Raw genomic sequence first — 18432 nt, 5'->3', positions numbered from 1 at the left:
ACCGGCCCATGGATGCCAGCGTCGAAGCCGCCCTGCGCAAATGGCCCGCGGTGCCCGCCTGCCGCGGCTGGCTGGGCCTGGATGCGCGCGGCGACTGGTACCTGCGCGACGACGCCTGCCAGGCCGCCGGCCGCTTCCCGCAGCCCAAGGGCAGCCGGCTGGAACATGCCGGCCTGATCGCCTTCATCGGCCGCAACTACGCGGCCGATGCGGACGGCGCCTGGTTCTTCCAGAACGGGCCGCAGCGGGTCTATGTCGAGCTTGAAGCCGCACCGTGGATCCTCGGCGTGCAGGCGACCGGTGCCGAAGGCGGCTGGCGCGTGCAGACCCACACCGGCCTGGACGCCGGCCCGGTGCGCCAGGCCTGGAGCGACGAGCAGGGCCGGCTCTTCCTCGACACCGCCCTGGGCCTGGGCCTGGTCCGCTCGGCCGACATGCATGCCGCGGCCGATGCCCTGCTGGCCGCTGCCTGGTCGCTGGCGGAAACCCGCCATGCCGATCTGCTGCAGGCCCATGGCCTGTGCCTGAGCCCGCAAGCCGCCCGCTGAGACGACAAGCGGCCGGCATGCGGGCTTGAAAAAGCCGGCACGCGGCCGGCTTGCTGGGCATCGCCGCGGCCCGCCAGGGCCGGGCACCGCAGCCTCAGGGGGCCGAAGCCGCGGCCGCCGGGGCCGGCACCGGGAAGTTGCCGCCGGCGTTGTTGGTCAGGTGCACCACGGCACGGCCGATCTCGATGTCGCTGTAGTCGCCACCGCCCTGGGCAGCCATCGCGCCCTTGCCCTTGAGGGCCGAGTTCAGCAGGGCCTCGTAGCCGGTCTGGATGCGCGGCGCCCAGGCGGCCACATCGCCGAACTTGGGCGCATTCGCCACGCCGGCCACGTGGCAGGCGGCGCAGACGGCGTTGTAGACCTGCTCGCCCGTCTTGAGCGCCGCCACATCGCTGGCGTCCTTCACCAGCACCTTGCCGACCGGCTCCAGGCGCTTGGCCACGGCTTCCTCGGCCAAGATGTCGGTGCCGGCGCCCGGCTTGTTCGCCGTGGCCACGTAGTTGGCCAGCAGCACGATGACCGCGATGGGCACCACGAAGGCGAGAACAACCGCCACCACCAGTTGCTTCGGCGTGCGGATCGGGCCCTCGTGGGGGGTGGAATCGTCGTGGGGCGCTGCGCTCATGAGGGCTTGCTGCTCAGGTTGAAAGAGGGGATGGAGCTCGTCGGGAGCGGTCTGGCGCCCGCCAAAAAAGCGCGCGGATTATAGGCAGCGAGGGCTGCCGCAAGCCGACCCCGGCGGCCGGAGACGCGGCCCGTCGGCGGGCGGCTACACTGCACAGCTCACAGAAGCGACCGTGGTGAAGTGGATATCATCCAGCCCTCCGAAGGCTGTGGCGCAGGTTCGATTCCTGCCGGTCGCACCAAGGATTCAAGTGGGTGGCCCGCGCGGCCTGCCCGTGGTGTCAGCGGAACGGGATGTTCAGCTCACCCGCTTTTCACCCCCTGCTCGGCTCGACCCACCACGTTCCGCATGCGGCATGGCCCTGCGGATTGGGCTGATCGGCCGCCTGGCTCAGACAGGCCAAGCGAAGACGTGGAGCGGGTGAAGGGAATCGAACCCTCGTATGAAGCTTGGGAAGCTGCCGTTCTGCCATTGAACTACACCCGCGGCGGGCGCAGTTTAGCCGCGTGGCCGCCTCGCAGGCGCGCGGCTTGCGTGGCGGTGCAGGTCCCCGACACCTGCGAAGGGGAGAATCCGCGCCTCGCCCGCCCTGCCACCGCACGCCATGACCGACCTGCTGATCCGCAACCTCGACGAGCACCGTGAACTCTTCGCCCGCCTCGACGCGCTGGCGCCCGAGGTGCAGGCCGCCGGCCGGCTGATGGCCGAGGCGCTGCGGCGCGGCCGCAAGATCATGTTCTGCGGCAACGGCGGCTCGGCGGCCGACAGCCAGCATCTTGCCGCCGAGCTGACGGGCCGCTTCATCCACGACCGCAAGCCGCTGGCCGCGATGGCCTTGTCGACCGACAGCTCGGCCCTGACCTGCATCGGCAACGACTACAGCTTCGCGGAGGTCTTCTCGCGGCAGGTCGAGGGCCTGGGCCAGGCCGGCGATGTGCTGGTCGGCATCTCGACCTCGGGCCGCTCGGCCAACGTCATCAAGGCCGTGGAGGCCGCGCTCGGTCGCGACATGCAGGTGATCGGCCTGCTCGGCCGCGACGGCGGCGCGCTCAAGGCCTTGTGCGATGTCGCGATCGTCGTGCCCTCGCCGACGACCGCGCGCATCCAGGAAGCGCACATCCTGATCGGCCACACCCTGTGCGGCCTGATCGAGGAGCAGTTCGGCGTCGGCCTCAGTCCGGCTTGAGCTGGGCGCTAAGCCAGTCGACGTAGCGGCCGACGCCGGTCGTCACGTCGGCGAAGACGTGGTCGCAGCCGATCGCGCGCAGGGCCGACAGATCGCCCTCGGTGTGGCACTGGTAGCGGCCGACCAGGGCCTCGGGGAAGGGGATGTAGGCCACCTTGCCGGCCTCGACCAGGGCCGACAGCGGCTGGTCGCCGGCCCCGCCGGCCTGGCGGGCGAGGCCGTTGACGACCGCTGCGGCCACGTCGTTGAAGGGCTGGGCCCGGCCGCTGCCGAGGTTGAAGATGCCGCTGGCCTCGGGGTGGTCGAGGAACCAGCTGACGACCGCGCAGAGGTCGTCCACATAGATGAAGTCGCGCTGCTGCTGGCCCGGGCCATAGCCGCCGTACTCGCCGAAGAGCTTGACGACGCCGTGCTCGCGGTACTGGTTGAAGTGGTGGAAGGCCACCGAGGCCATGCGGCCCTTGTGCTGCTCGCGCGGGCCGTAGACGTTGAAGTAGCGCAGGCCGACGACCTGGTTGCGCGACTGCGGCAGGTGGCGGCGCACGATCTCGTCGAACAGCCACTTGGAGTAGCCGTAGACGTTCAGCGGGCGTTCGAAGGGACGCTCCTCGCGGAAGACCGAGCCCCCGCCGTAGACCGCTGCCGACGAGGCATAGATCAACCGCACGCCCTGGGCCGTGCAGGCTTCGAGCAGCTGCTTGGAGCAGCGGTAGTTGACGTCCATCATGTAACGGCCGTCGTGCTGCATGGTGTCCGAGCAGGCGCCCTGATGCAGCACCGCGTCGACGCGGCCGTAGTGGCCGGCGGCGAAGCGATCGTAGAACTCGCGGTAGTCGACATAGTCGCTGAGCTGCGCACCGACGAGGTTGACGAACTTGGGGCCGTCGCTCAGGTCGTCGACGGCGATCACGTCGTCGACGCCGGCCGCGTTCAGCCGGTGGACCAGGTTGCTGCCGATGAAGCCGGCTGCGCCGGTCACCACCACTCGCTTCATGTGCTTCACGTCGCAGGCCCCTCCAGAGCCATGAGTTCATCCCAGCTTGCGCTGGCAGTGCCGAACTTGCCGACCACGATGCCGCCGGCGCGGTTGGCCAGGGGCACGGCCTCGCGCAGCGGCAGGCCGGCGCCGACCAGGGTGCCGAGGGTCGCGATCACGGTGTCGCCGGCCCCGGTCACGTCGAAGACTTCGCGGGCCTGGGCCGGCACGTCGAGCACGCCCGCGTCGTCGAAGACCGACATGCCCTCCTCCGAGCGCGTCAGCACCAGGGCGTGCAGGGCGAGCTGCTCGCGCAGCCGCTTGGCACGCCGGTGCAGCTCGGCCTCGCTGGGCCAGAAGCCGACCACGGCCTGCAACTCGGCACGGTTGGGCGTGATGGCTGTTGCACCAGCGTAAGGACTGTAATCGCCGCCCTTGGGGTCGACGAAGCAGGGTATGGAAGCGGCGCGGGCACGCCGGATCATCTCGTCGACATGGCCCAGGCTGCCCTTGCCGTAGTCCGAGAAGATCACCACATCGTGCTGCGGCAGCGCGGCCTCGAAATCGTCGAGCAGTTCGCGCAGGGCCTGTGGCTCGGGATGGTTCTCGAAATCCAGCCGGATCAGTTGCTGCGCGCGGCCGATCACCCGCAGCTTGACGATGGTCTGGAAGGACGGGTGGGTCCGCATGCGCGAGGCCACGCCGACCTTCTCCATCAGCCCGGCGAGCTGGCGGGCCGGCTCGTCATCGCCCACGAGGCCGAGCAAGGTGACCTGGGCACCGAGCGCCCGCGCATTGAGCGCCACATTGGCGGCGCCACCGGCGCGCAGCTCCTCGCGGCCGATGCGCACCACGGGCACCGGGGCTTCAGGCGAGATCCGGTCGACCGAGCCGAACCAGTAACGGTCGAGCATCGAATCCCCGACGATCAGGACCCGGGTGGCACGCAATCTTTCCTGGCTGAGCAGCATCGGCAAGGGCATCTTCAAAAGGGTTGTAACGAAAACAGCGGAGCTGGTGCATCCTTCGTGCCGGCGACGCAACGGCCTGAAGAAGCGTTGGCGGGGTGCAGCAAGGCATCGCGTGTACAAAGCGCGGCGCGCAGCGCAGCAGCAGTTTGCAAGGCCCCACGGCGCGGCTTGATGTCAACGTGGCGGGTTCAAGCCTTGCTTCGTGCCGGCGCTCATGACAAACGTCCAGGGAAGTTGATGAGCTCGAATTCAGTATCTCCCAAGCCCATCGTGTGGCCGCCCGCGCAGACCTACAGACACCCGTCGATCGATGCAGGCCTGCGCTGGCTGGGCCGCCAGCGCTGGATCCGCTACGGCCTGCGGGATCGACTGATCCGACGCTGGTGCGATCCCTCGCGCCTGCCCGACCATGATTTCGAGGCCCCCTTCGCCGGCTATGTCTACACCGGCAAGCTTTCTCGCTGGATCGACTGGCTGGTCTATTACTTCGGCGGCTACGAGCTCGACGAACTCGAGATGGTCGAACGCGTGATGCATGCCCGGCCCGAGGCCGTGGCCCTGGACATCGGCGCCAATGTGGGGCATCACGCGCTCTACATGGCGTCCTTCTGTGCGCAGGTGCATGCCTTCGAGCCCTTCGATCCGGTCGGTGACCGCATCCAGGAGAAGATCGACCGCAACGGCTTGTCGAAGATCGTGCTGCACCGCGTGGGCCTGAGCGATGCCGATGACGAGCTGCCCTACTTCGCGCCGGTCGGCAGCAATGTCGGCAACGGCACCTTCGTCGAATCCCTCTCGCCCTCGGGCCAGCCCGAGGCCACCTGCACCCTGAGCCTGCGCCAGGCCGACCGCTACCTGGAGGCCCTGAACCTGCCCCGGGTCGACCTGATCAAGATCGACGTCGAGGGCTTCGAGGCCCATGTGCTCGCCGGCCTCAAGCAGAGCCTGCGGCGCTACCGCCCGGTGCTGATGCTGGAGCTGAGCGACACCGCGCGCCAGGCCATCGGCAGCTTCGACGACTTCCTGGCCATGCTGCCGCCGGACTACGAGGTCGAGCAGATCGTCCGGCCGCATGCCATCGGCTACTTCTTCAGCACCCTGAGCACCCGGCTGGTCCGGCTGGACTGGTCGGCGGTGCCCACCCGGGGCGGTTACGTGAACCTCTTGCTGCGTCCGCGGCACTGAGACATGTCACCCGCCCGGCTTCTTGAAAGGATTCCCATGCCCCAAGCCCGGATCGGGGGCCGCCTGCGCGCGGCCTCGTTCGCCGGTGCCCTGCTGATCGCCACCGCGGTCGCTGGCGCCGCCGACGCGATCGACGGTTTCGATTTCCGGCGCGAGGCCGGCCGCTGGACCGTGCTGGGCGAGGGCGCGACGCTCGATCGCAGCGGCGACCGGCTCGACTTCCGCTACCGCCTCGGCCCCGGCCAGACGCAGTTGCTGCATCTGCCCATCGCCGCCGGCAGCGTGGCCGGGGCCCAGGGCCTGAGCTTCCAGGCGCGCAGCGGCAGCAGCGTGTCGCTGGTGATCTCGCTGGAAGAACAGGGGGGCGGCCGCTGGAGCAGCAGCTTCACCCTGCCCAAGGGCGACTGGACCCCGGTGCTGCTGCGGCCGGAGGACTTCACGCTGAGCGGCGGCGCCGACGCGCCGGCCGACGCCAACGGCCGGCTGGATTTCGACCGCGTGCGCTCGCTGACCCTGGTCGACGCGGCCAGCTTCATCGCGGCCGGCAATGCGGCGGCGATGGACTTCTTCGGCCTCAAGCGCGGCGAGCGCCGCATCGAGCTGCGCGACGCAGCCTTCCTGGCCCGGTCGCCCGGCAGCGCCGCGGGCGGCCTCGACGGCCTGCGCGGTGCGCAGGCGGGGTGGCTGGTCTTCGGCGTCGACGAGGTCGACTTCGGCCGGCGCGGGCCGCTGCGCCAGAACGGCTTGCAGCTCAAGTACGAGCGCAAGATCGGCCGCGCCATGAGCCTGATCCGCCCGCTGCCGGCCGAGGCGCTGCGCGGCGCGCAGTCGCTCACGCTGGAGCTGGCCTCGCGCGAGGAGGCCGAGCTGACGGTGGTGCTCGAACAATCCGACGGCGGCAAGTTCGAGACCAAGCTCAAGCTGGCCGACGGCGGCAAGCTGCGCAGCCACACCCTGCGCCTGGCCGACTTCAAGCGGGCCGGCGACAGCAAGACCTCGGCCGAGCGGCCGGAGGGCGCCCGCGTCAGCCAGTTGCTGCTGGTCGAGGCGGCGGGCCTGTTCAGCAAGCGCGGCGACAACGCGCTCTGGCTGGCCGGCCTGTCGACGGCGGGCGGCGCCGCGGTGGCGGACGGCAAGGCCAGCCCGCCGGCCCGGCCCGCTGCCGACGGCGCGGCCACGGTCACGGTCGAGAGCCCCGGCTGGTCGGCCTGGACCAAGCGCATCGAGCCGGTGCACAGCGGCCCCTACTCGGCCGTCGGCGACCCGACGGTCTGGCAAGAGGGCGAGGGCCTGCGCATGGTCTACAACTGCTTCGACATCGAGCGCAAGCGCGGCGCGATCTGCCTGGCCAGCTCCAGCGACGGCCTGCGCTGGACCGATGTGCCGACAGGCGACGACAAGCTGCCCGGCCGCCTGATCAAGACCCGCCCCGGCCAGTGGGACGATGCGCAGGAAACGCCCTTCATGTTCAAGTGGCGCGGCGAGTACCTGCTGTACTTCATCGGCTACAAGGACAAGGGGGGCTTCTTCGCCTCCTTCCCGGCCCATGTCGGCCTGGCGGTGTCGAAGGACGGCGTGCGCTTCGAACGGCCCGACACCGAGCCGGTGCTCAAGACCACGCCGGGCGGCTTCGACGGCGACTCGATCAGCAGCCCCAGCCTCGTCGAGCACGAGGGCAAGCTGGTCATGCTCTACAGCGCCTACTGCTTCAGCAAGTGCCCGCCGGGCGGGGCGGGCGTGACGCTGCTGGCGGCCACCTCGACCGACGGCCGCCACTGGACCAAGCACCCGACGCCCATCCTGACCAAGAAGGACTTCCCGCACGCGAAGGAAGGCATCGCCGAGGCCGAGGTGCGCAAGGGCCCGGACGGCCAGTACTACCTGTTCTACAGCCTGCTCTACGGCGACAAGGGGCATGAGGTCGGCCTGGCGCGTGCGCCCTCGCCCTTCGGGCCCTGGGAGATCAATCCGCAGCCGGTGCTGCGCAAGTCGGCCAAGGGCTTCGATGCGATCGGGCCGATCGCGCCGACCGTCGTCTTCGAGGGCGAGCGGGTGCGGATGTGGTTCCACGGCTTCGGCAAGAAGCGCACGATCGACATCGGCTATGCCGAGGCGCCATGGCCGCTGAAGCCGTGAGCGGCGCGTGCCTGCGCCATGCGGCGGTCACCGGGGCCGGCGGCTTCGTCGGCCGCACGCTGTGCCGGCAGCTCGTCGCGCAGGGCGTGCGGGTGCGCGCCCTGGTGCGCAGCGCCGGCAGCCCGGTGCCGCCGGGCTGCGAGGCGCAGCTCGTCGGCGACCTGGCCGACCCGGCCGGCTGCGACTGGGACCGTGCGCTCGACGGCGGGCTCGACACCGTCTTCCACCTCGCCGCCATCGCCCACGCGCCGCAGGCGGCGGCCATCGACCAGGTCAACCGCGAAGCCACCGGCGCGCTGGCCGAGGCCGCCTTCCGGCGCGGCCTGCGCCTGGTGCACGCCAGCACGATCAAGGTCTACGGCGACCAGGCCGAGGGCCTGATCGACGAGCGCACGCCCTTGCGACCGGACGATGCCTACGGCCGCAGCAAGCTCGAAGGCGAGCAGCGCATCGCCGAAGCCGCTGCGCGCCACGGCGGCGCCTGGGCCGGGCTGCGGCCGCCCATCGTCTACGGGCCGGGCGATGCCGGCAACTTCGCCCGGCTGGTGCGCCTGGGCCGATCGGGCTGGCCGCTGCCGCTGGGCGCGGTGGACAACCGCCGCAGCATGATCCATGTCGAGGCCCTGACCGATGCCCTGATCCGCGCCGCACAGATGCCGCAGGCCACCGGCGCCTGCCAGGTGATCGCCGGCGGGCCCGCCTGGTCGACGGCCGAGTGGCTGCGCCAGATCGCGAAGGCCGCCGGGCAGCCCAGCCGGCTCTGGCCCTGCCCGCCCGGCCTGCTGCGCGCCGCGGCCACCCTGGCCGGTGCGGGCGGGGTGGCGAGGCGCCTGCTCGGCTCGCTGGCGGTGGACGACCGCGCCTGGCGTCAGGCTTCGGACTGGCACCCCCCTTTGTCGCAGGAGGAGGCCGTGGCGCGCACGGTTCAGGCACTGTTGTTGCGATAAGTCGTCCCTATACTGCCGCCACCGTTTCGGCTCCGAGCACTCGCATGTCCACACACGCCCCGAAGCTTTCGCGCCCTGCGCACCTGCGTCCTGCCTTGAGCGGCCTGGCCCTTGCCCTGCTGGCTGCGGGCTGCACGACCACGCCGGTGGAGCGGCAGAACGACCTGAGCGCGCAGGCGCGCTCGCATGAGGCCTATGTCGCCGCCGCGCCCAAGGCCGCGGCGCCGGCCCGCTACCGCCTGCAAGTGGGCGACGTGCTGGACCTGCGCTTCCGCCGCACCGACGAAGTCAATGACATCGCCAATGTGCGGCCGGACGGCCTGATCTCGCTGCGCTGGGTGGGCGAGGTGCAGGCCGCCGGCCTGACGCCGGCCGAGCTGGCCGCGCAGATCGAGAAGCGCTATGCCGAGGTGCTGACCGACCCCAAGGTCGACGTGATCGTCCGCAGCTTCCAGCCCTCGCGCATCTATGTGGGCGGCGAGGTGGCGCGGCCCGGCGAACTGCAGCTCGGCGGCACGATGTCGGCGCTGCAGGCCATCGTGCGGGCCGGCGACTTCGGTCCCGATGCCCGCCGCGACAGCATCATCGTGATCCGCCAGAACGGTGCGGCCGAGCCCGAGTACATCCTGCTGGATTTCGGCAACTCGGCCGAGAGCCGCGTCGCCGAGGCCCGCAAGAAGCCCTGCAGCCCGCAGAACCCGCTGGCCTGCGACGGCATGAAGGTGCTGCGGCCCGAGGGTTTCGTGCTGGAGCCGCTCGATGTGGTCTTCGTGCCCAAGACCCGCATCGCCGGCGTGGCGCAGTTCTTCGAGCGCTACATCAACCAGATCGTGCCGCTGTGGCGCAATTTCGGCCTGTCGCTGACCTATCTGGTCTCGCGCGACCGCACCAGCATCACCACCGTCGCGCCCTGAGGGCGCGCCCCGCCCGTGCGCCGGGACGGCGCCCGGGCGCTCAGCCGGCCGGGCGGCCGAGCCTGCGACGCAGCGCCAGGCTCAGCTCGGCCCAGGCCGGCAAGCCGCGCAGCAGCAGCAGCACGAGCAGCGAGGCGCCGATCCACGCCGGCCCCTGCACCCAGGGCGAGGCATCCAGGGCATTGACCCCGGCCCCCACCGCGAAACAGGCCAGGCCCACCGCCAGGCTGCGGCCCGGCGACAGCGTGGCCAACGGCAGACGCTGGCGCCGGTGGTAGGCCAGCAGCATGGCCAGGCAGGGCAGGCTGACCGAGACCAGCACCGCCAGCAGCGTAGCCGGCCCGGCATGGGGCGCCAGGCCCGGCCAGTGCGACAGGGCCAGGGCGCCCGCGCCCACCAGCAGCAGCAGCAGGCCGAGCATGGCGCCGTGGGCAAGGACGACCAGGCGCATCGCGCCCGAGCCCATGCTGGCATTGATCACGGGGTCGACGGCGCCGAAGATCATCCAGACCGGCAGGGTCAGCAGGAAGGCCAGGATGAAGTCCGGCTCGACGCTGCCGCGCGTGGCCAGGGCCACCAGGCTGCTGGCGCCCAGCGCGACCGAGAAGACCGCCAGCACCAGCAGGAAGAGCAGGTGGCAGGAGCGCAGGTACATGGCATCGAAGGACTGCGCGTCCCCCTCGGCCGCATCGGCATGGGCGGCGGCCAGCCGCGGCACCAGCACCCGGTTGCCGGCCACCAGCAGGTTGCGCAGGCCGCGGCCGATGCGGAAGGCCAGGTCGAAGTAGGACAGCAGGGCCAGGGCATCGGCACGGGCCAGCAGCACCTTGGCGATGGATTCGATCAGCAGGAAGCTGCCGATCGCCGTCTGCACCGACAGGCCGTAGCCCAGGCCTTCGCGGGCCAGGGCATAGCGCGCATGGCGCGGCAGCCAGCCGCGCTCGGGCAGCAGCTCGCGCAGCGTGCGCTGGTGGGCCAGGCCGCTGACGAGGTACTGCACGATCAGGCCTAGGCTGGCGACATCGACGCCCCAGACGGGCACGGTCAGCAGCAGGGTGGCCAGGCCGGCCAGCGCGCCGACCACGTTGTTGCGCGCGACGCGGTCGTAGCGCTGCAGGCCTTCCAGCGCGGCGGCATGCACATCGGCCACGCGCTGCAGCCAGACCATCACGGCAACACCGGCGACGATCCAGCCCGGCGTCTGCTCGGCCGCTGCACCCAGGTGCACGAGCCGCGGGCCCAGGCCCATCAGGAGCAGCAGGGCCAGGCCCATGCTGAGGGCCACGCTGACGACCGTGGAGTCGATCAGCGCGATCAGCCGCGGCGTGTCGCCCTCGGCCCGCGCGACCGCGGCGCGGCGCACCAGCGATTCGCGCAGGCCCAGGTCGGCCAGGCAGGCGACCATGCCCAGCGCCAGCCAGGCCAGCCAGCCTCCGAGCACCTCGGGGCCGAGGCTGCGCATGAGGAAGCCGAAGTAGAAGAGGCCGGCCGCCGTGGTGACGGCGGTCTGGGCGGCGGCGCTCAGCGCATTGCGCGCGGTGCTGCCGCTCATGACCGGAAGGCTGCGCGCGGCATCAGGCCAGGGCGCCCGGGCGGCGGCGCGCCAGGATCACCAAGTTGTCGCCCCGGCAGGCGGCGGCCCGCGGGTGGCGGCCGTCGACGCTGTCGCGCCAGTCGCCGGCGGCGGCGAGCTGGCGGCCGGTTTCGGCACGCAGCGCAGCCAGGGCCTCGGCCGAGGGCGGCGGGGCCTCGCCGCCGCGCAGGCGGCGCAGGCCGTTCAGCAGGCCGCTGCGGGCGGCCGTGTCGCGCAGCCAGCGCTTGGCCGGCGACATCGCCGGATAGCGGCCGAGCTCGGCATTGCCAAAGGTCCAGGCCTCCAGCACCTCGAAGCCGTTCTGCGCCAGCAGGCGCGACAGGGTCTCGCGCGAGAACAGCCAGATATGGAAGGGATTGAAGCCCAGCCAGTCGGCGCCGTAGGCCTCGACCCCGTCGGACGCGATGTTGGGGGTGCCGATCAGCAGCAGGCCGTCCTCGGCGATGGCGCGGTGCATCGCGCGCAGGAAGTCGCGCGGCGAGGGCACATGCTCGATCACATCGGTGCTGTAGGCCAGCGGCCGCGGCACGAAGCCGGGCTGCTCGACCCAGGACTCCAGCGTGCCGTTGTAGACCGGCACGCCGAAGGCAGACTGCGCATAGGCCGCGGCATGGCTGGAGAGCTCGACCCCCTGCACGTCCCAGCCGCGATCCTTGAGCAGGCCGAGCATGTAGCCCTTGGCACTGCCGACTTCCAGGACCGGACCGCGCGCCGGGGCCACGGCTTCCAGCCGCGCCACGGTGGCGTGGTGGAGGCCAGCGACGCGCTGGAAGGCGTCCGCAGCCGGCTCCGCGAAGATGTAGTAGTTGTGGTCGTAGAGCTGGCCCAGGGCCTCGGGCACCAGGCGCGGGCTGTTGAAGACCAGGCCACAGCCGCCGCAGCGGCAGAGCTCGAAGGCGCCGGGGTAGCCGTATTGCGGGTAGCGCAGCGCGCGCCAGGGCGCGGGCTTCGCGTCGCCGCAGACTTCGCAGGGAAGGTTGACGACCTGCTTCTGAGCGGAGTTCATGCCGTGAAGGCCGCGCGGCCGCGCGGCGGGGAAGAAGAAGAGGGGCTGCGGCGGGCCAGCACCGCGCGGGCGGCGTCCAGCACTTCGTCAACGCCGATGTCGAGCATGCAATGCATGCGCCGGGCCTCGCAGCGCTCCAGCATGCAGCCCTCGCAGTCGGGTCGGCGGCGGATCACCGCATGGTCGGGGCCCATGGGATGCCATTTGCCGGGGAAGTCGCGGGCCGAGAAGGGCACGACGCAGGGCACGTTCTCCGAGGCGGCCAGGTGCATGGTGCCGGTGTCGTTGCCGAGGTAGAGCGCGCAGCCGCGCATGCCGGCCGCCGCCTCGCGCAGCGAAAGCTGGCCGGCGGCGATGTATCCGGCGCCCAGGCGCTCGACCAGGGCCTGACCGGCCACCTTGTCCTCCGGGCCGCCGAAGACGACCGGCCAGAGATCGAACTCGCGCATCAGCGCGGAAATCACCTCGGCATAGCGGTCCAGCGGCCAGATCTTGGCCGGCATGTTCGAGCCAGGGCCGATGGCCAGCCAAGGCCGACCGCCGTCGGCGCCCGACTGCGTGGCCAGCCAGTCGCGCACGCGGCCCAGTTCGCGGGCGTTGACGCCGCAGTCGCGGCGCGCCTGGTCCAGCGGCGGCAGCGGCAGGCCGCCCGCGCGCAGGCGCCGCATCAGGGCCTCGGCCTCGATCGGCAAGGTCGGAAGCGGCACCGTGCTGCGCGAGGGCAGGGGGCCGAAGCCCTCGAAGCCGAGCCGGCGCGGGATGCCCGAAAGCTTGAAGAAGGCCGCATCACGGGCCACCTGGGCGGGCTGGCGCTCCGACGGGGCGAGGTAGACGATGGCCTCAAAACGGCGCAGCCGCAGCTTGAGCAGCAGGCCGATCTGGCGCAGCCGCTGACCCAGTTTGTCACCGCCCTGGCGCTCGCCGGGGTAGGCAATCACGTCCTCGAAGATGCCGGCGTCCTGAATCAGCGCGTCAGCGACCACCACATGTTTCAGCGGTGTTCGCTTGGTGAGCAAGGTGAAACGGGCCTGCGGCCAGTGCGCCTTCAGCGCCCACAGGGCGGGCAGCACCATGAGCGTGTCGCCGAGCGAGCCGATGTGATAGACCAGCACGCGCGCGGGACGATCCTCGGAAACCTTCATGCGATCGGGGGCCGGGTCGCGGCCCATCGGACGGCCCGGCCAGGGAGGGCGGCGGGCCGGAACGTGGACGGGTGGCTTGTGCAGCAGGGCGGGCCGGGCGGCCGGCACAGACGGCGAAGACGACAAAGACGGCGCAAGGGCGCAGGCTGGAAGCCCCCGCCCCGCGGGGCGCGCCTCTCAGGCGGCGTGCGGCTGCTCGTCCCGGTGACGTTCGCGCACGGCGGCCAGTTCGGCGGCCGGCAGGCTGTGCGGCAGCACGGTGCGTGCGGCCGACGGGGGGGCGGCCTCGCCTTGCTTGCGACCCCCGCCCGAACCCGGTCCGCGCAGCAGGTCGAGCAGGGCCATCACGGTGTCGGCCCCAGGCTGCAGCGACAAGCCCATGGCGATGCGGCCGTCGTCCGCCGGACGGCTCCAGCAGACCACGGCCACCAAGTGCCCGGAGGCCGTGATCGCGCTCGGAATGTGGAGGACCGTGCCTGCCGCGATGGACTCGTCGGCCACGATGCGCAGGCCGCGGTAACCGATCTCGCAGAGATCGACCTGGCGGCCATCGGCCAGCCGCAGGCTGCGCGGCGCCACCGGGAAGCGGACGCCGGAGGTGCGGCGCTCGAGCAGCTCGTCCGGCGGCACGGCGACCGGTGCGGCGGCACGCATCATCAGCGCCCGCACCTCGGGCACGGTGAAGGCGCTGCGCAAGTGCAGGGCGACCAGCACCGTGTTCCAGAGGATGAAGAGGTCGATGCGGTAGGAGTAGCTCAGCGTGGTCAGCAGGCTGTAGTCGATCTCCAGGCCGAGGCGGTCCTCGTCGGAGATGTCCTCGCGGCCGACGAGCTGCACCGGGCCGGTCAGGCCGCCCGGGGCGATGAAGCGGTCCTCGGCATAGGGAAAGCGCTGGAGCAGGGCATTGACCACATTCACCGGCAGCGGCCGGTTGCCGATCAGCGACATGCTGCCGGCCAGCACCTGCAGAAGCTGCGGGATCTCGGTGAGGGCGTAGCGCTCGATGCGCCGACCGACCGGGGTGTAGACCTCGTGATCGGGCGGGATGTTGAGGAAGGCGGTGTCCGACACGGGGATGGTGTCGCGGTTCAGCACCCGGTCGGCATGGCGGACCATGGTGCGGAACTTGATGACGGTACGCACCTCCCGGCCGTGCACCCGGCGCTTGGAGCTGTAGATGGGCGACCAGCCCGCCGTCAGCACCAGGGCCAGGGCGGCCAGAAGACAGACCGGGATCCAGAACGGCGCCATGACGAGGGTCACCGTCAGGTCGAAAAGACGCTTCATGCGAGGAACGCGTGCCAGCGACGAACTCATGTCTGATTGCTCTCGCAGTTGGGAGCTCTTGTCTCTCATGCTGTCCTCGCGACCCTGTCACGACCCGGCAGAAGCGCCAACCAGGGACGGTAGCAAAGGGCAGGCCTGAGTGTAATCACTGATTCCTGACGGGTTCGAAATGCAAGCGGGGCGTCAATTCCGTCGCAAGACACGATCCCATCCGGGCATGTTCGAGTCCGGATCCGTCCCGCTTCCGTCCTCCAAGGCCCCCGCGGCTAGCCCCAAGACGCCGTGCGCCCCAGGCCCCCCAAAAGAGCCATGGCAATGATGCACTGTTGTAGGGTTCACCGGTGCGACAAGCGGGCCCGAACTAACAAGTGCTTACGAGTCGCACGCATCAAGGCCCCCGTTTTGCCAACTGGTGCCGGGAGCAGCGCCTCGACGCCGCCGCGCCTCGCCCGCTCGGGGCGGGCTGGAGCCGTCATGACGTTCCGAAGCTCGCTGCCCTGCGCACTCTCGCCGTCCTCAGCTTCAGCCCGGGTCTGGCCGCCCGCAGCGGTGGCAGCAAGACCACTTTTAGCGTCATCCCGACGGGGGCAGTGGCCCGCTGCCAGGACATGGCGAGCGCTTCGCTCGGCGGCTTGCGGATTGGCGAAGTCGGCGTGCAGGCCGCGGCCAACGGCCACGCAGCGCACTGTCTCGCCGGCAGCACCACGCTGGGTAGCCGGGTGCGCTTCGCGTTGCGCAGCCCGCTCGGCAGCGGGTGGAACGGCCGGCCGATGATCGAGGGCAAGGGCGCCTTCGCCGACCGCGGCACCGTTGCAGCCACCGACGCCGGCCGAGCCCTGCTGCACGAGCTGTTCCGCCGCAGCCGCGTGCGCGCCGACTGCGTCGGCTGTTCGGGCGCCGGCGTTCAGGGCATGCGCATCGCCGAGCGGGCCGAGGCCCTGCTTGACGGCTTCGTGATCGGCGACCCGACGGTCGCCGTGGCGCGCGACATGCAGCGCGTGCAACGAAACCTGCGCGCGGCGACCGCCTACCCGCTGAGCCTGCCCAAGCTGCGTGTACTCAGCGCGAGCGTGATGCAGCACTGCGACCCCAAGGACGGTGCGACCGACGGCATCGTCAGCGACCCCTCGCGCTGCGACTTCGACATCAGGTCCCTGGCCTGCACGGCCGGCACCGACGGGGCCAACTGCCTGACGACGATCGAGCAAGTGGCCGCCGCGCTGATCTACAGCGGCCCGCGCAACAGCGCCGGCGAAGCGGTCGCGCCCGGCCTGCCGCTGACCGGCAGCGAGGACTGCGGCGGCTTCTGCGACGGCCGCATCGACGGCTTCAAGCGCTTTGCCGAGGACTGGCCCTGGTGGTTCCTCGGCGGCCCGACCAGCAACCTGGACGTGCTGGCGGCACCGGCAGCGCTGCTGAACGGCCGGGCCCTCGGTGTCGCCGTCTACGACCAGTACGCGCGCGACCTGGGCTGGGCCGGCGCCAGCTTCATGCAGACCTGCGACTTCTTTCGGCTCTTCCTCGTGCCCGGCATGCAGCACTGCGAGGGCGGCCGCGCGCTGGACGATTTCGACGCGGTGGACGCGCTGGTGCGCTGGGTCGAGAACAAGGAGGTGCCCAACACCCTGCGCGCGCGCAGCCGCTGGAACAGCGCCTTCCCGGGCCGCGAGTGCAACCTCTGCCCCTATCCCGAGGTGTCGACCTATGTCGGCAGCGGCAGCGTGGACAGCCCGGCCAGCCTCCGCTGCACGCTGCCGGGGGGCTGAGCCGCGGCACGGCGCGGGGCCGGCCCCTGGGCCGGTCAACGGCTCAGAGCCGTGCCTCGGTGTAGTTCGCGAGGAACCAGCGGTAGGCGTCGCGCAGCCCGTCCTCCAGGCCGATGCGGGCTTCCCAGCCCAGGGCCTTGAGGCGCGAGACATCCATCAGCTTGCGCGGCGTGCCGTCGGGCTTGCTCGCGTCGAAGCGCAGCGCGCCGCGAAAGCCGGTGACCCGGGCCACCGCCTCGGCCAGCTCGCGGATCGTGCAGTCCACACCCGTGCCGACATTGATGTGCGAAAGCATGGGCTGGGTGTGCGCCTGGTAGTCGGCCGCCGGCAGATTCATCACGTGCACGCTGGCCGCGGCCATGTCGTCGACATGCAGGAACTCGCGCATCGGCGTGCCGCTGCCCCAGACGACCACCTCCGGCGCCTCGGCTCGCGCCGCCTCGTGGAAGCGGCGGATCAGCGCAGGGATGACATGCGAGTTGTCGGGGTGGAAGTTGTCGCCCGGCCCGTAGAGGTTGGTCGGCATCACGCTGCGATAGTCGCGGCCGTGCTGGCGGTTGTAGCTCTCGCAGAGCTTGATGCCGGCGATCTTGGCGATGGCGTATGGCTCGTTCGTGCACTCGAGCGTGCCGGTCAGCAGCGCGTCCTCGCGCATGGGCTGCGGCGCCATGCGCGGGTAGATGCAGGACGAACCGAGGAAGAGCAGGCGCTGCACCCCCGCCGTGTGCGCGGCGTGGATGACGTTGGCCTGGATCATCAGGTTCTCGTAGATGAACTCGGCCGGGTAGGTGTTGTTGGCATGGATGCCCCCCACCTTGGCCGCCGCCAGCACCACGTGGTCGATGCGGTGGGCCGCGAAGAAGGCCTGCACCGCCGCCTGCGAGCCCAGGTCCAGCTCGGCCCGGCTGGCGGTCAGCAGGCGCACGCCGCCCAGCGCCTGCAGGCGCCGGACGATGGCCGAGCCCACCATGCCGCGGTGGCCCGCGACGAAGACGGTGGGCTCGCTCACTGGCCAGCCTCCCGGGAGACCGAGACCTCATGCCCGTGCTTGCGCAGCAGCGCCAGGCGACGGGCGGCCTGCAGGTCGGCGGCGACCATCTCGGCGCACATCTCCTGCACGGTGATCTCCGGCACCCAGCCAAGCTGGGTCTTGGCCTTGCTCGGGTCGCCGAGCAGGGTCTCGACCTCGGCCGGGCGGAAGTAGCGCGGATCGATGCGCACGATGCAGTCGCCAGGCTTCAGCGCCGGCGCCTTGTCGCCCGCGATGGATTCGACATAGCCCTTCTCGTCGACGCCCTGACCCTCGAAGCGCATGGTGATGCCCAGCTCCTGCGCCGACCACTGGATGAACTGCCGCACCGAGTACTGCACGCCGGTGGCGATCACATAGTCCTGCGGCTGCTCCTGCTGTAGCATCATCCACTGCATGCGCACATAGTCCTTGGCATGGCCCCAGTCGCGCAGCGCGTCGAGGTTGCCCATGAACAGGCCCTGCTCCAGGCCCTGGGCGATGTGGGCCAGGCCGCGGGTGATCTTGCGGGTGACGAAGGTCTCGCCGCGGCGCGGGCTCTCGTGGTTGAACAGGATGCCGTTGCAGGCATACATGCCATAGGCCTCGCGGTAGTTGACCGTGATCCAGTAGGCATAGAGCTTGGCCACCGCATAGGGGCTGCGCGGGTAGAAGGGCGTGGTCTCCTTCTGCGGGATCTCCTGCACCAGGCCGTAGAGCTCGGAGGTGCTGGCCTGGTAGAAGCGGCAGCTCTTCTCCAGGCCGAGGAAGCGGATGGCCTCCAGCAGGCGCAGCGTGCCCAGGGCATCGACGTCGGCGGTGTATTCCGGCGCCTCGAAGCTGACGGCCACATGGCTCTGCGCGCCGAGGTTGTAGACCTCGTCGGGCCGCACCTCGGCCAGGATGCGGGTCAGGTTCGAGCTGTCGGCCAGGTCGCCGTAGTGCAGCTTGAAGCGCTGGTTGTCGACGTGCGGATCCTCGTAGATGTGGTCGACCCGCTGGGTGTTGAACAGCGAGGCCCGGCGCTTGATGCCGTGCACCTCGTAGCCCTTGGCCAGCAGGAATTCGGCGAGGTAGCTGCCGTCCTGGCCGGTGACGCCGGTGATGAGGGCGCGCTTGACTTGACTCATTGCGGATCGC

16 protein-coding genes and 2 tRNA genes are annotated in these 18432 nt (G+C 70.9%); 8 read left to right on the top strand and 10 right to left on the bottom strand.

The features are described 5' to 3' along the window. Positions 1 to 8: 8 nt before the first annotated feature. A complete protein-coding gene (locus tag JI742_RS01925) occupies positions 9 to 548 on the top strand; it encodes a DUF2946 family protein (protein ID WP_201823505.1) in 540 nt (179 codons plus the stop codon). 94 nt (positions 549 to 642) lie between these two features. On the opposite strand, the gene JI742_RS01920 is transcribed toward JI742_RS01925, so the two are convergent. After that, positions 643 to 1173 (bottom strand): c-type cytochrome, encoded by a 531-nt coding sequence (locus JI742_RS01920; RefSeq protein ID WP_201823503.1) that lies wholly within the window; start codon positions 1171 to 1173, stop codon positions 643 to 645. Between the two features lie 166 nt (positions 1174 to 1339). On the opposite strand from JI742_RS01920, the gene JI742_RS01915 reads away from it, so the two are divergent. After that, a tRNA-Arg gene (locus JI742_RS01915) sits at positions 1340 to 1414 on the top strand. A gap of 171 nt (positions 1415 to 1585) precedes the next feature. On the opposite strand, the gene JI742_RS01910 is transcribed toward JI742_RS01915, so the two are convergent. Then, a tRNA-Gly gene (locus JI742_RS01910) sits at positions 1586 to 1659 on the bottom strand. A gap of 118 nt (positions 1660 to 1777) precedes the next feature. Here JI742_RS01910 and gmhA point away from each other — a divergent pair. Beyond that, positions 1778 to 2359 carry a D-sedoheptulose 7-phosphate isomerase gene (gene gmhA, locus JI742_RS01905; RefSeq protein WP_201823500.1) on the top strand — a complete coding sequence of 194 codons (582 nt, stop codon included), beginning with the start codon at positions 1778 to 1780 and terminating at the stop codon, positions 2357 to 2359. Here gmhA and rfaD read toward each other — a convergent pair. Beyond that, the gene (gene rfaD, locus JI742_RS01900) at positions 2346 to 3353 is read right to left on the bottom strand and encodes an ADP-glyceromanno-heptose 6-epimerase (RefSeq protein ID WP_201826284.1); all 1008 of its coding nucleotides are present in this window, start codon (positions 3351 to 3353) and stop codon (positions 2346 to 2348) included. The genes gmhA and rfaD overlap by 14 nt on opposite strands. A gap of 5 nt (positions 3354 to 3358) precedes the next feature. Continuing rightward, positions 3359 to 4318: a D-glycero-beta-D-manno-heptose-7-phosphate kinase gene (gene rfaE1 / locus JI742_RS01895; RefSeq protein WP_236676740.1), complete on the bottom strand. Its 960-nt coding sequence runs from the start codon at positions 4316 to 4318 to the stop codon at positions 3359 to 3361. Positions 4319 to 4543: 225 nt separating this feature from the next. Between rfaE1 and JI742_RS01890 the strand changes: the two genes are divergently transcribed. From JI742_RS01890 to JI742_RS01875, 4 genes are all read left to right on the top strand, one after another. Further along, complete coding sequence (locus tag JI742_RS01890; RefSeq protein ID WP_201823497.1) at positions 4544 to 5491, top strand: FkbM family methyltransferase; 948 nt, start codon at positions 4544 to 4546, stop codon at positions 5489 to 5491. A 36-nt stretch (positions 5492 to 5527) separates the two neighbouring features. Continuing rightward, positions 5528 to 7627: a glycoside hydrolase family protein gene (locus JI742_RS01885; protein ID WP_201823494.1), complete on the top strand. Its 2100-nt coding sequence runs from the start codon at positions 5528 to 5530 to the stop codon at positions 7625 to 7627. Beyond that, positions 7609 to 8574 (top strand): NAD-dependent epimerase/dehydratase family protein, encoded by a 966-nt coding sequence (locus JI742_RS01880; protein WP_201823490.1) that lies wholly within the window; start codon positions 7609 to 7611, stop codon positions 8572 to 8574. The genes JI742_RS01885 and JI742_RS01880 overlap by 19 nt, the downstream gene beginning before the upstream one ends. A 95-nt stretch (positions 8575 to 8669) precedes the next feature. After that, on the top strand, positions 8670 to 9488 hold the full coding sequence (locus tag JI742_RS01875) for a polysaccharide biosynthesis/export family protein (RefSeq protein ID WP_201823487.1): 819 nt from the start codon (positions 8670 to 8672) through the stop codon (positions 9486 to 9488). Positions 9489 to 9528: 40 nt separating this feature from the next. Here the strand turns inward: JI742_RS01875 and JI742_RS01870 are convergent, their stop codons facing one another. The 4 genes from JI742_RS01870 to JI742_RS01855 all read right to left on the bottom strand — a co-directional run bounded on the left by JI742_RS01870 (position 9529) and on the right by JI742_RS01855 (position 14517). Next, complete coding sequence (locus tag JI742_RS01870; protein ID WP_201823483.1) at positions 9529 to 11040, bottom strand: hypothetical protein; 1512 nt, start codon at positions 11038 to 11040, stop codon at positions 9529 to 9531. Between the two features lie 22 nt (positions 11041 to 11062). Further along, positions 11063 to 12088, bottom strand: coding sequence for a class I SAM-dependent methyltransferase (locus JI742_RS01865; protein WP_201823480.1), 1026 nt, complete (start codon positions 12086 to 12088; stop codon positions 11063 to 11065). Continuing rightward, entirely contained in the window at positions 12085 to 13230 is a 1146-nt protein-coding gene (locus JI742_RS01860) for a glycosyltransferase family 9 protein (protein ID WP_201823478.1), read from the bottom strand. Before JI742_RS01860 ends, JI742_RS01865 begins: the two co-directional genes overlap by 4 nt. A 177-nt stretch (positions 13231 to 13407) precedes the next feature. Then, the gene (locus JI742_RS01855; protein ID WP_201823476.1) at positions 13408 to 14517 is read right to left on the bottom strand and encodes a sugar transferase; all 1110 of its coding nucleotides are present in this window, start codon (positions 14515 to 14517) and stop codon (positions 13408 to 13410) included. Positions 14518 to 15125: 608 nt separating this feature from the next. Between JI742_RS01855 and JI742_RS01850 the strand changes: the two genes are divergently transcribed. Continuing rightward, a complete protein-coding gene (locus JI742_RS01850; RefSeq protein WP_201823474.1) occupies positions 15126 to 16283 on the top strand; it encodes a tannase/feruloyl esterase family alpha/beta hydrolase in 1158 nt (385 codons plus the stop codon). 43 nt (positions 16284 to 16326) lie between these two features. Here the strand turns inward: JI742_RS01850 and fcl are convergent, their stop codons facing one another. Next, a complete protein-coding gene (fcl, locus tag JI742_RS01845; protein WP_201823472.1) occupies positions 16327 to 17292 on the bottom strand; it encodes a GDP-L-fucose synthase in 966 nt (321 codons plus the stop codon). Continuing rightward, complete coding sequence (gene gmd, locus JI742_RS01840) at positions 17289 to 18422, bottom strand: GDP-mannose 4,6-dehydratase (protein WP_201823470.1); 1134 nt, start codon at positions 18420 to 18422, stop codon at positions 17289 to 17291. The genes fcl and gmd overlap by 4 nt, the downstream gene beginning before the upstream one ends. Positions 18423 to 18432 lie beyond the last annotated feature (10 nt).

This window comes from Piscinibacter lacus, assembly GCF_016735685.1.
Lineage (GTDB): Bacteria > Pseudomonadota > Gammaproteobacteria > Burkholderiales > Burkholderiaceae_C > Aquariibacter > Aquariibacter lacus.
The sequence above is the reverse complement of the archived record's forward strand: the minus strand, read 5'-3'. Positions and strand labels throughout refer to the sequence as shown.

Excerpts from the sequence above, each read along its gene's own strand:
- JI742_RS01925 (WP_201823505.1), top strand. The coding sequence starts at position 9 with ATGGATGCCAGCGTCGAAGCCGCCCTGCGCAAATGGCCCGCGGTGCCC.
- JI742_RS01920 (WP_201823503.1), bottom strand. The coding sequence starts at position 1,173 with ATGAGCGCAGCGCCCCACGACGATTCCACCCCCCACGAGGGCCCGATC.
- gmhA (WP_201823500.1), top strand. The coding sequence starts at position 1,778 with ATGACCGACCTGCTGATCCGCAACCTCGACGAGCACCGTGAACTCTTC.
- rfaD (WP_201826284.1), bottom strand. The coding sequence starts at position 3,353 with ATGAAGCGAGTGGTGGTGACCGGCGCAGCCGGCTTCATCGGCAGCAAC.
- rfaE1 (WP_236676740.1), bottom strand. The coding sequence starts at position 4,318 with ATGCCCTTGCCGATGCTGCTCAGCCAGGAAAGATTGCGTGCCACCCGG.
- JI742_RS01890 (WP_201823497.1), top strand. The coding sequence starts at position 4,544 with ATGAGCTCGAATTCAGTATCTCCCAAGCCCATCGTGTGGCCGCCCGCG.
- JI742_RS01885 (WP_201823494.1), top strand. The coding sequence starts at position 5,528 with ATGCCCCAAGCCCGGATCGGGGGCCGCCTGCGCGCGGCCTCGTTCGCC.
- JI742_RS01880 (WP_201823490.1), top strand. The coding sequence starts at position 7,609 with ATGGCCGCTGAAGCCGTGAGCGGCGCGTGCCTGCGCCATGCGGCGGTC.
- JI742_RS01870 (WP_201823483.1), bottom strand. The coding sequence starts at position 11,040 with ATGAGCGGCAGCACCGCGCGCAATGCGCTGAGCGCCGCCGCCCAGACC.
- JI742_RS01865 (WP_201823480.1), bottom strand. The coding sequence starts at position 12,088 with ATGAACTCCGCTCAGAAGCAGGTCGTCAACCTTCCCTGCGAAGTCTGC.
- JI742_RS01860 (WP_201823478.1), bottom strand. The coding sequence starts at position 13,230 with ATGAAGGTTTCCGAGGATCGTCCCGCGCGCGTGCTGGTCTATCACATC.
- JI742_RS01855 (WP_201823476.1), bottom strand. The coding sequence starts at position 14,517 with ATGAAGCGTCTTTTCGACCTGACGGTGACCCTCGTCATGGCGCCGTTC.
- JI742_RS01850 (WP_201823474.1), top strand. The coding sequence starts at position 15,126 with ATGGCGAGCGCTTCGCTCGGCGGCTTGCGGATTGGCGAAGTCGGCGTG.
- gmd (WP_201823470.1), bottom strand. The coding sequence starts at position 18,422 with ATGAGTCAAGTCAAGCGCGCCCTCATCACCGGCGTCACCGGCCAGGAC.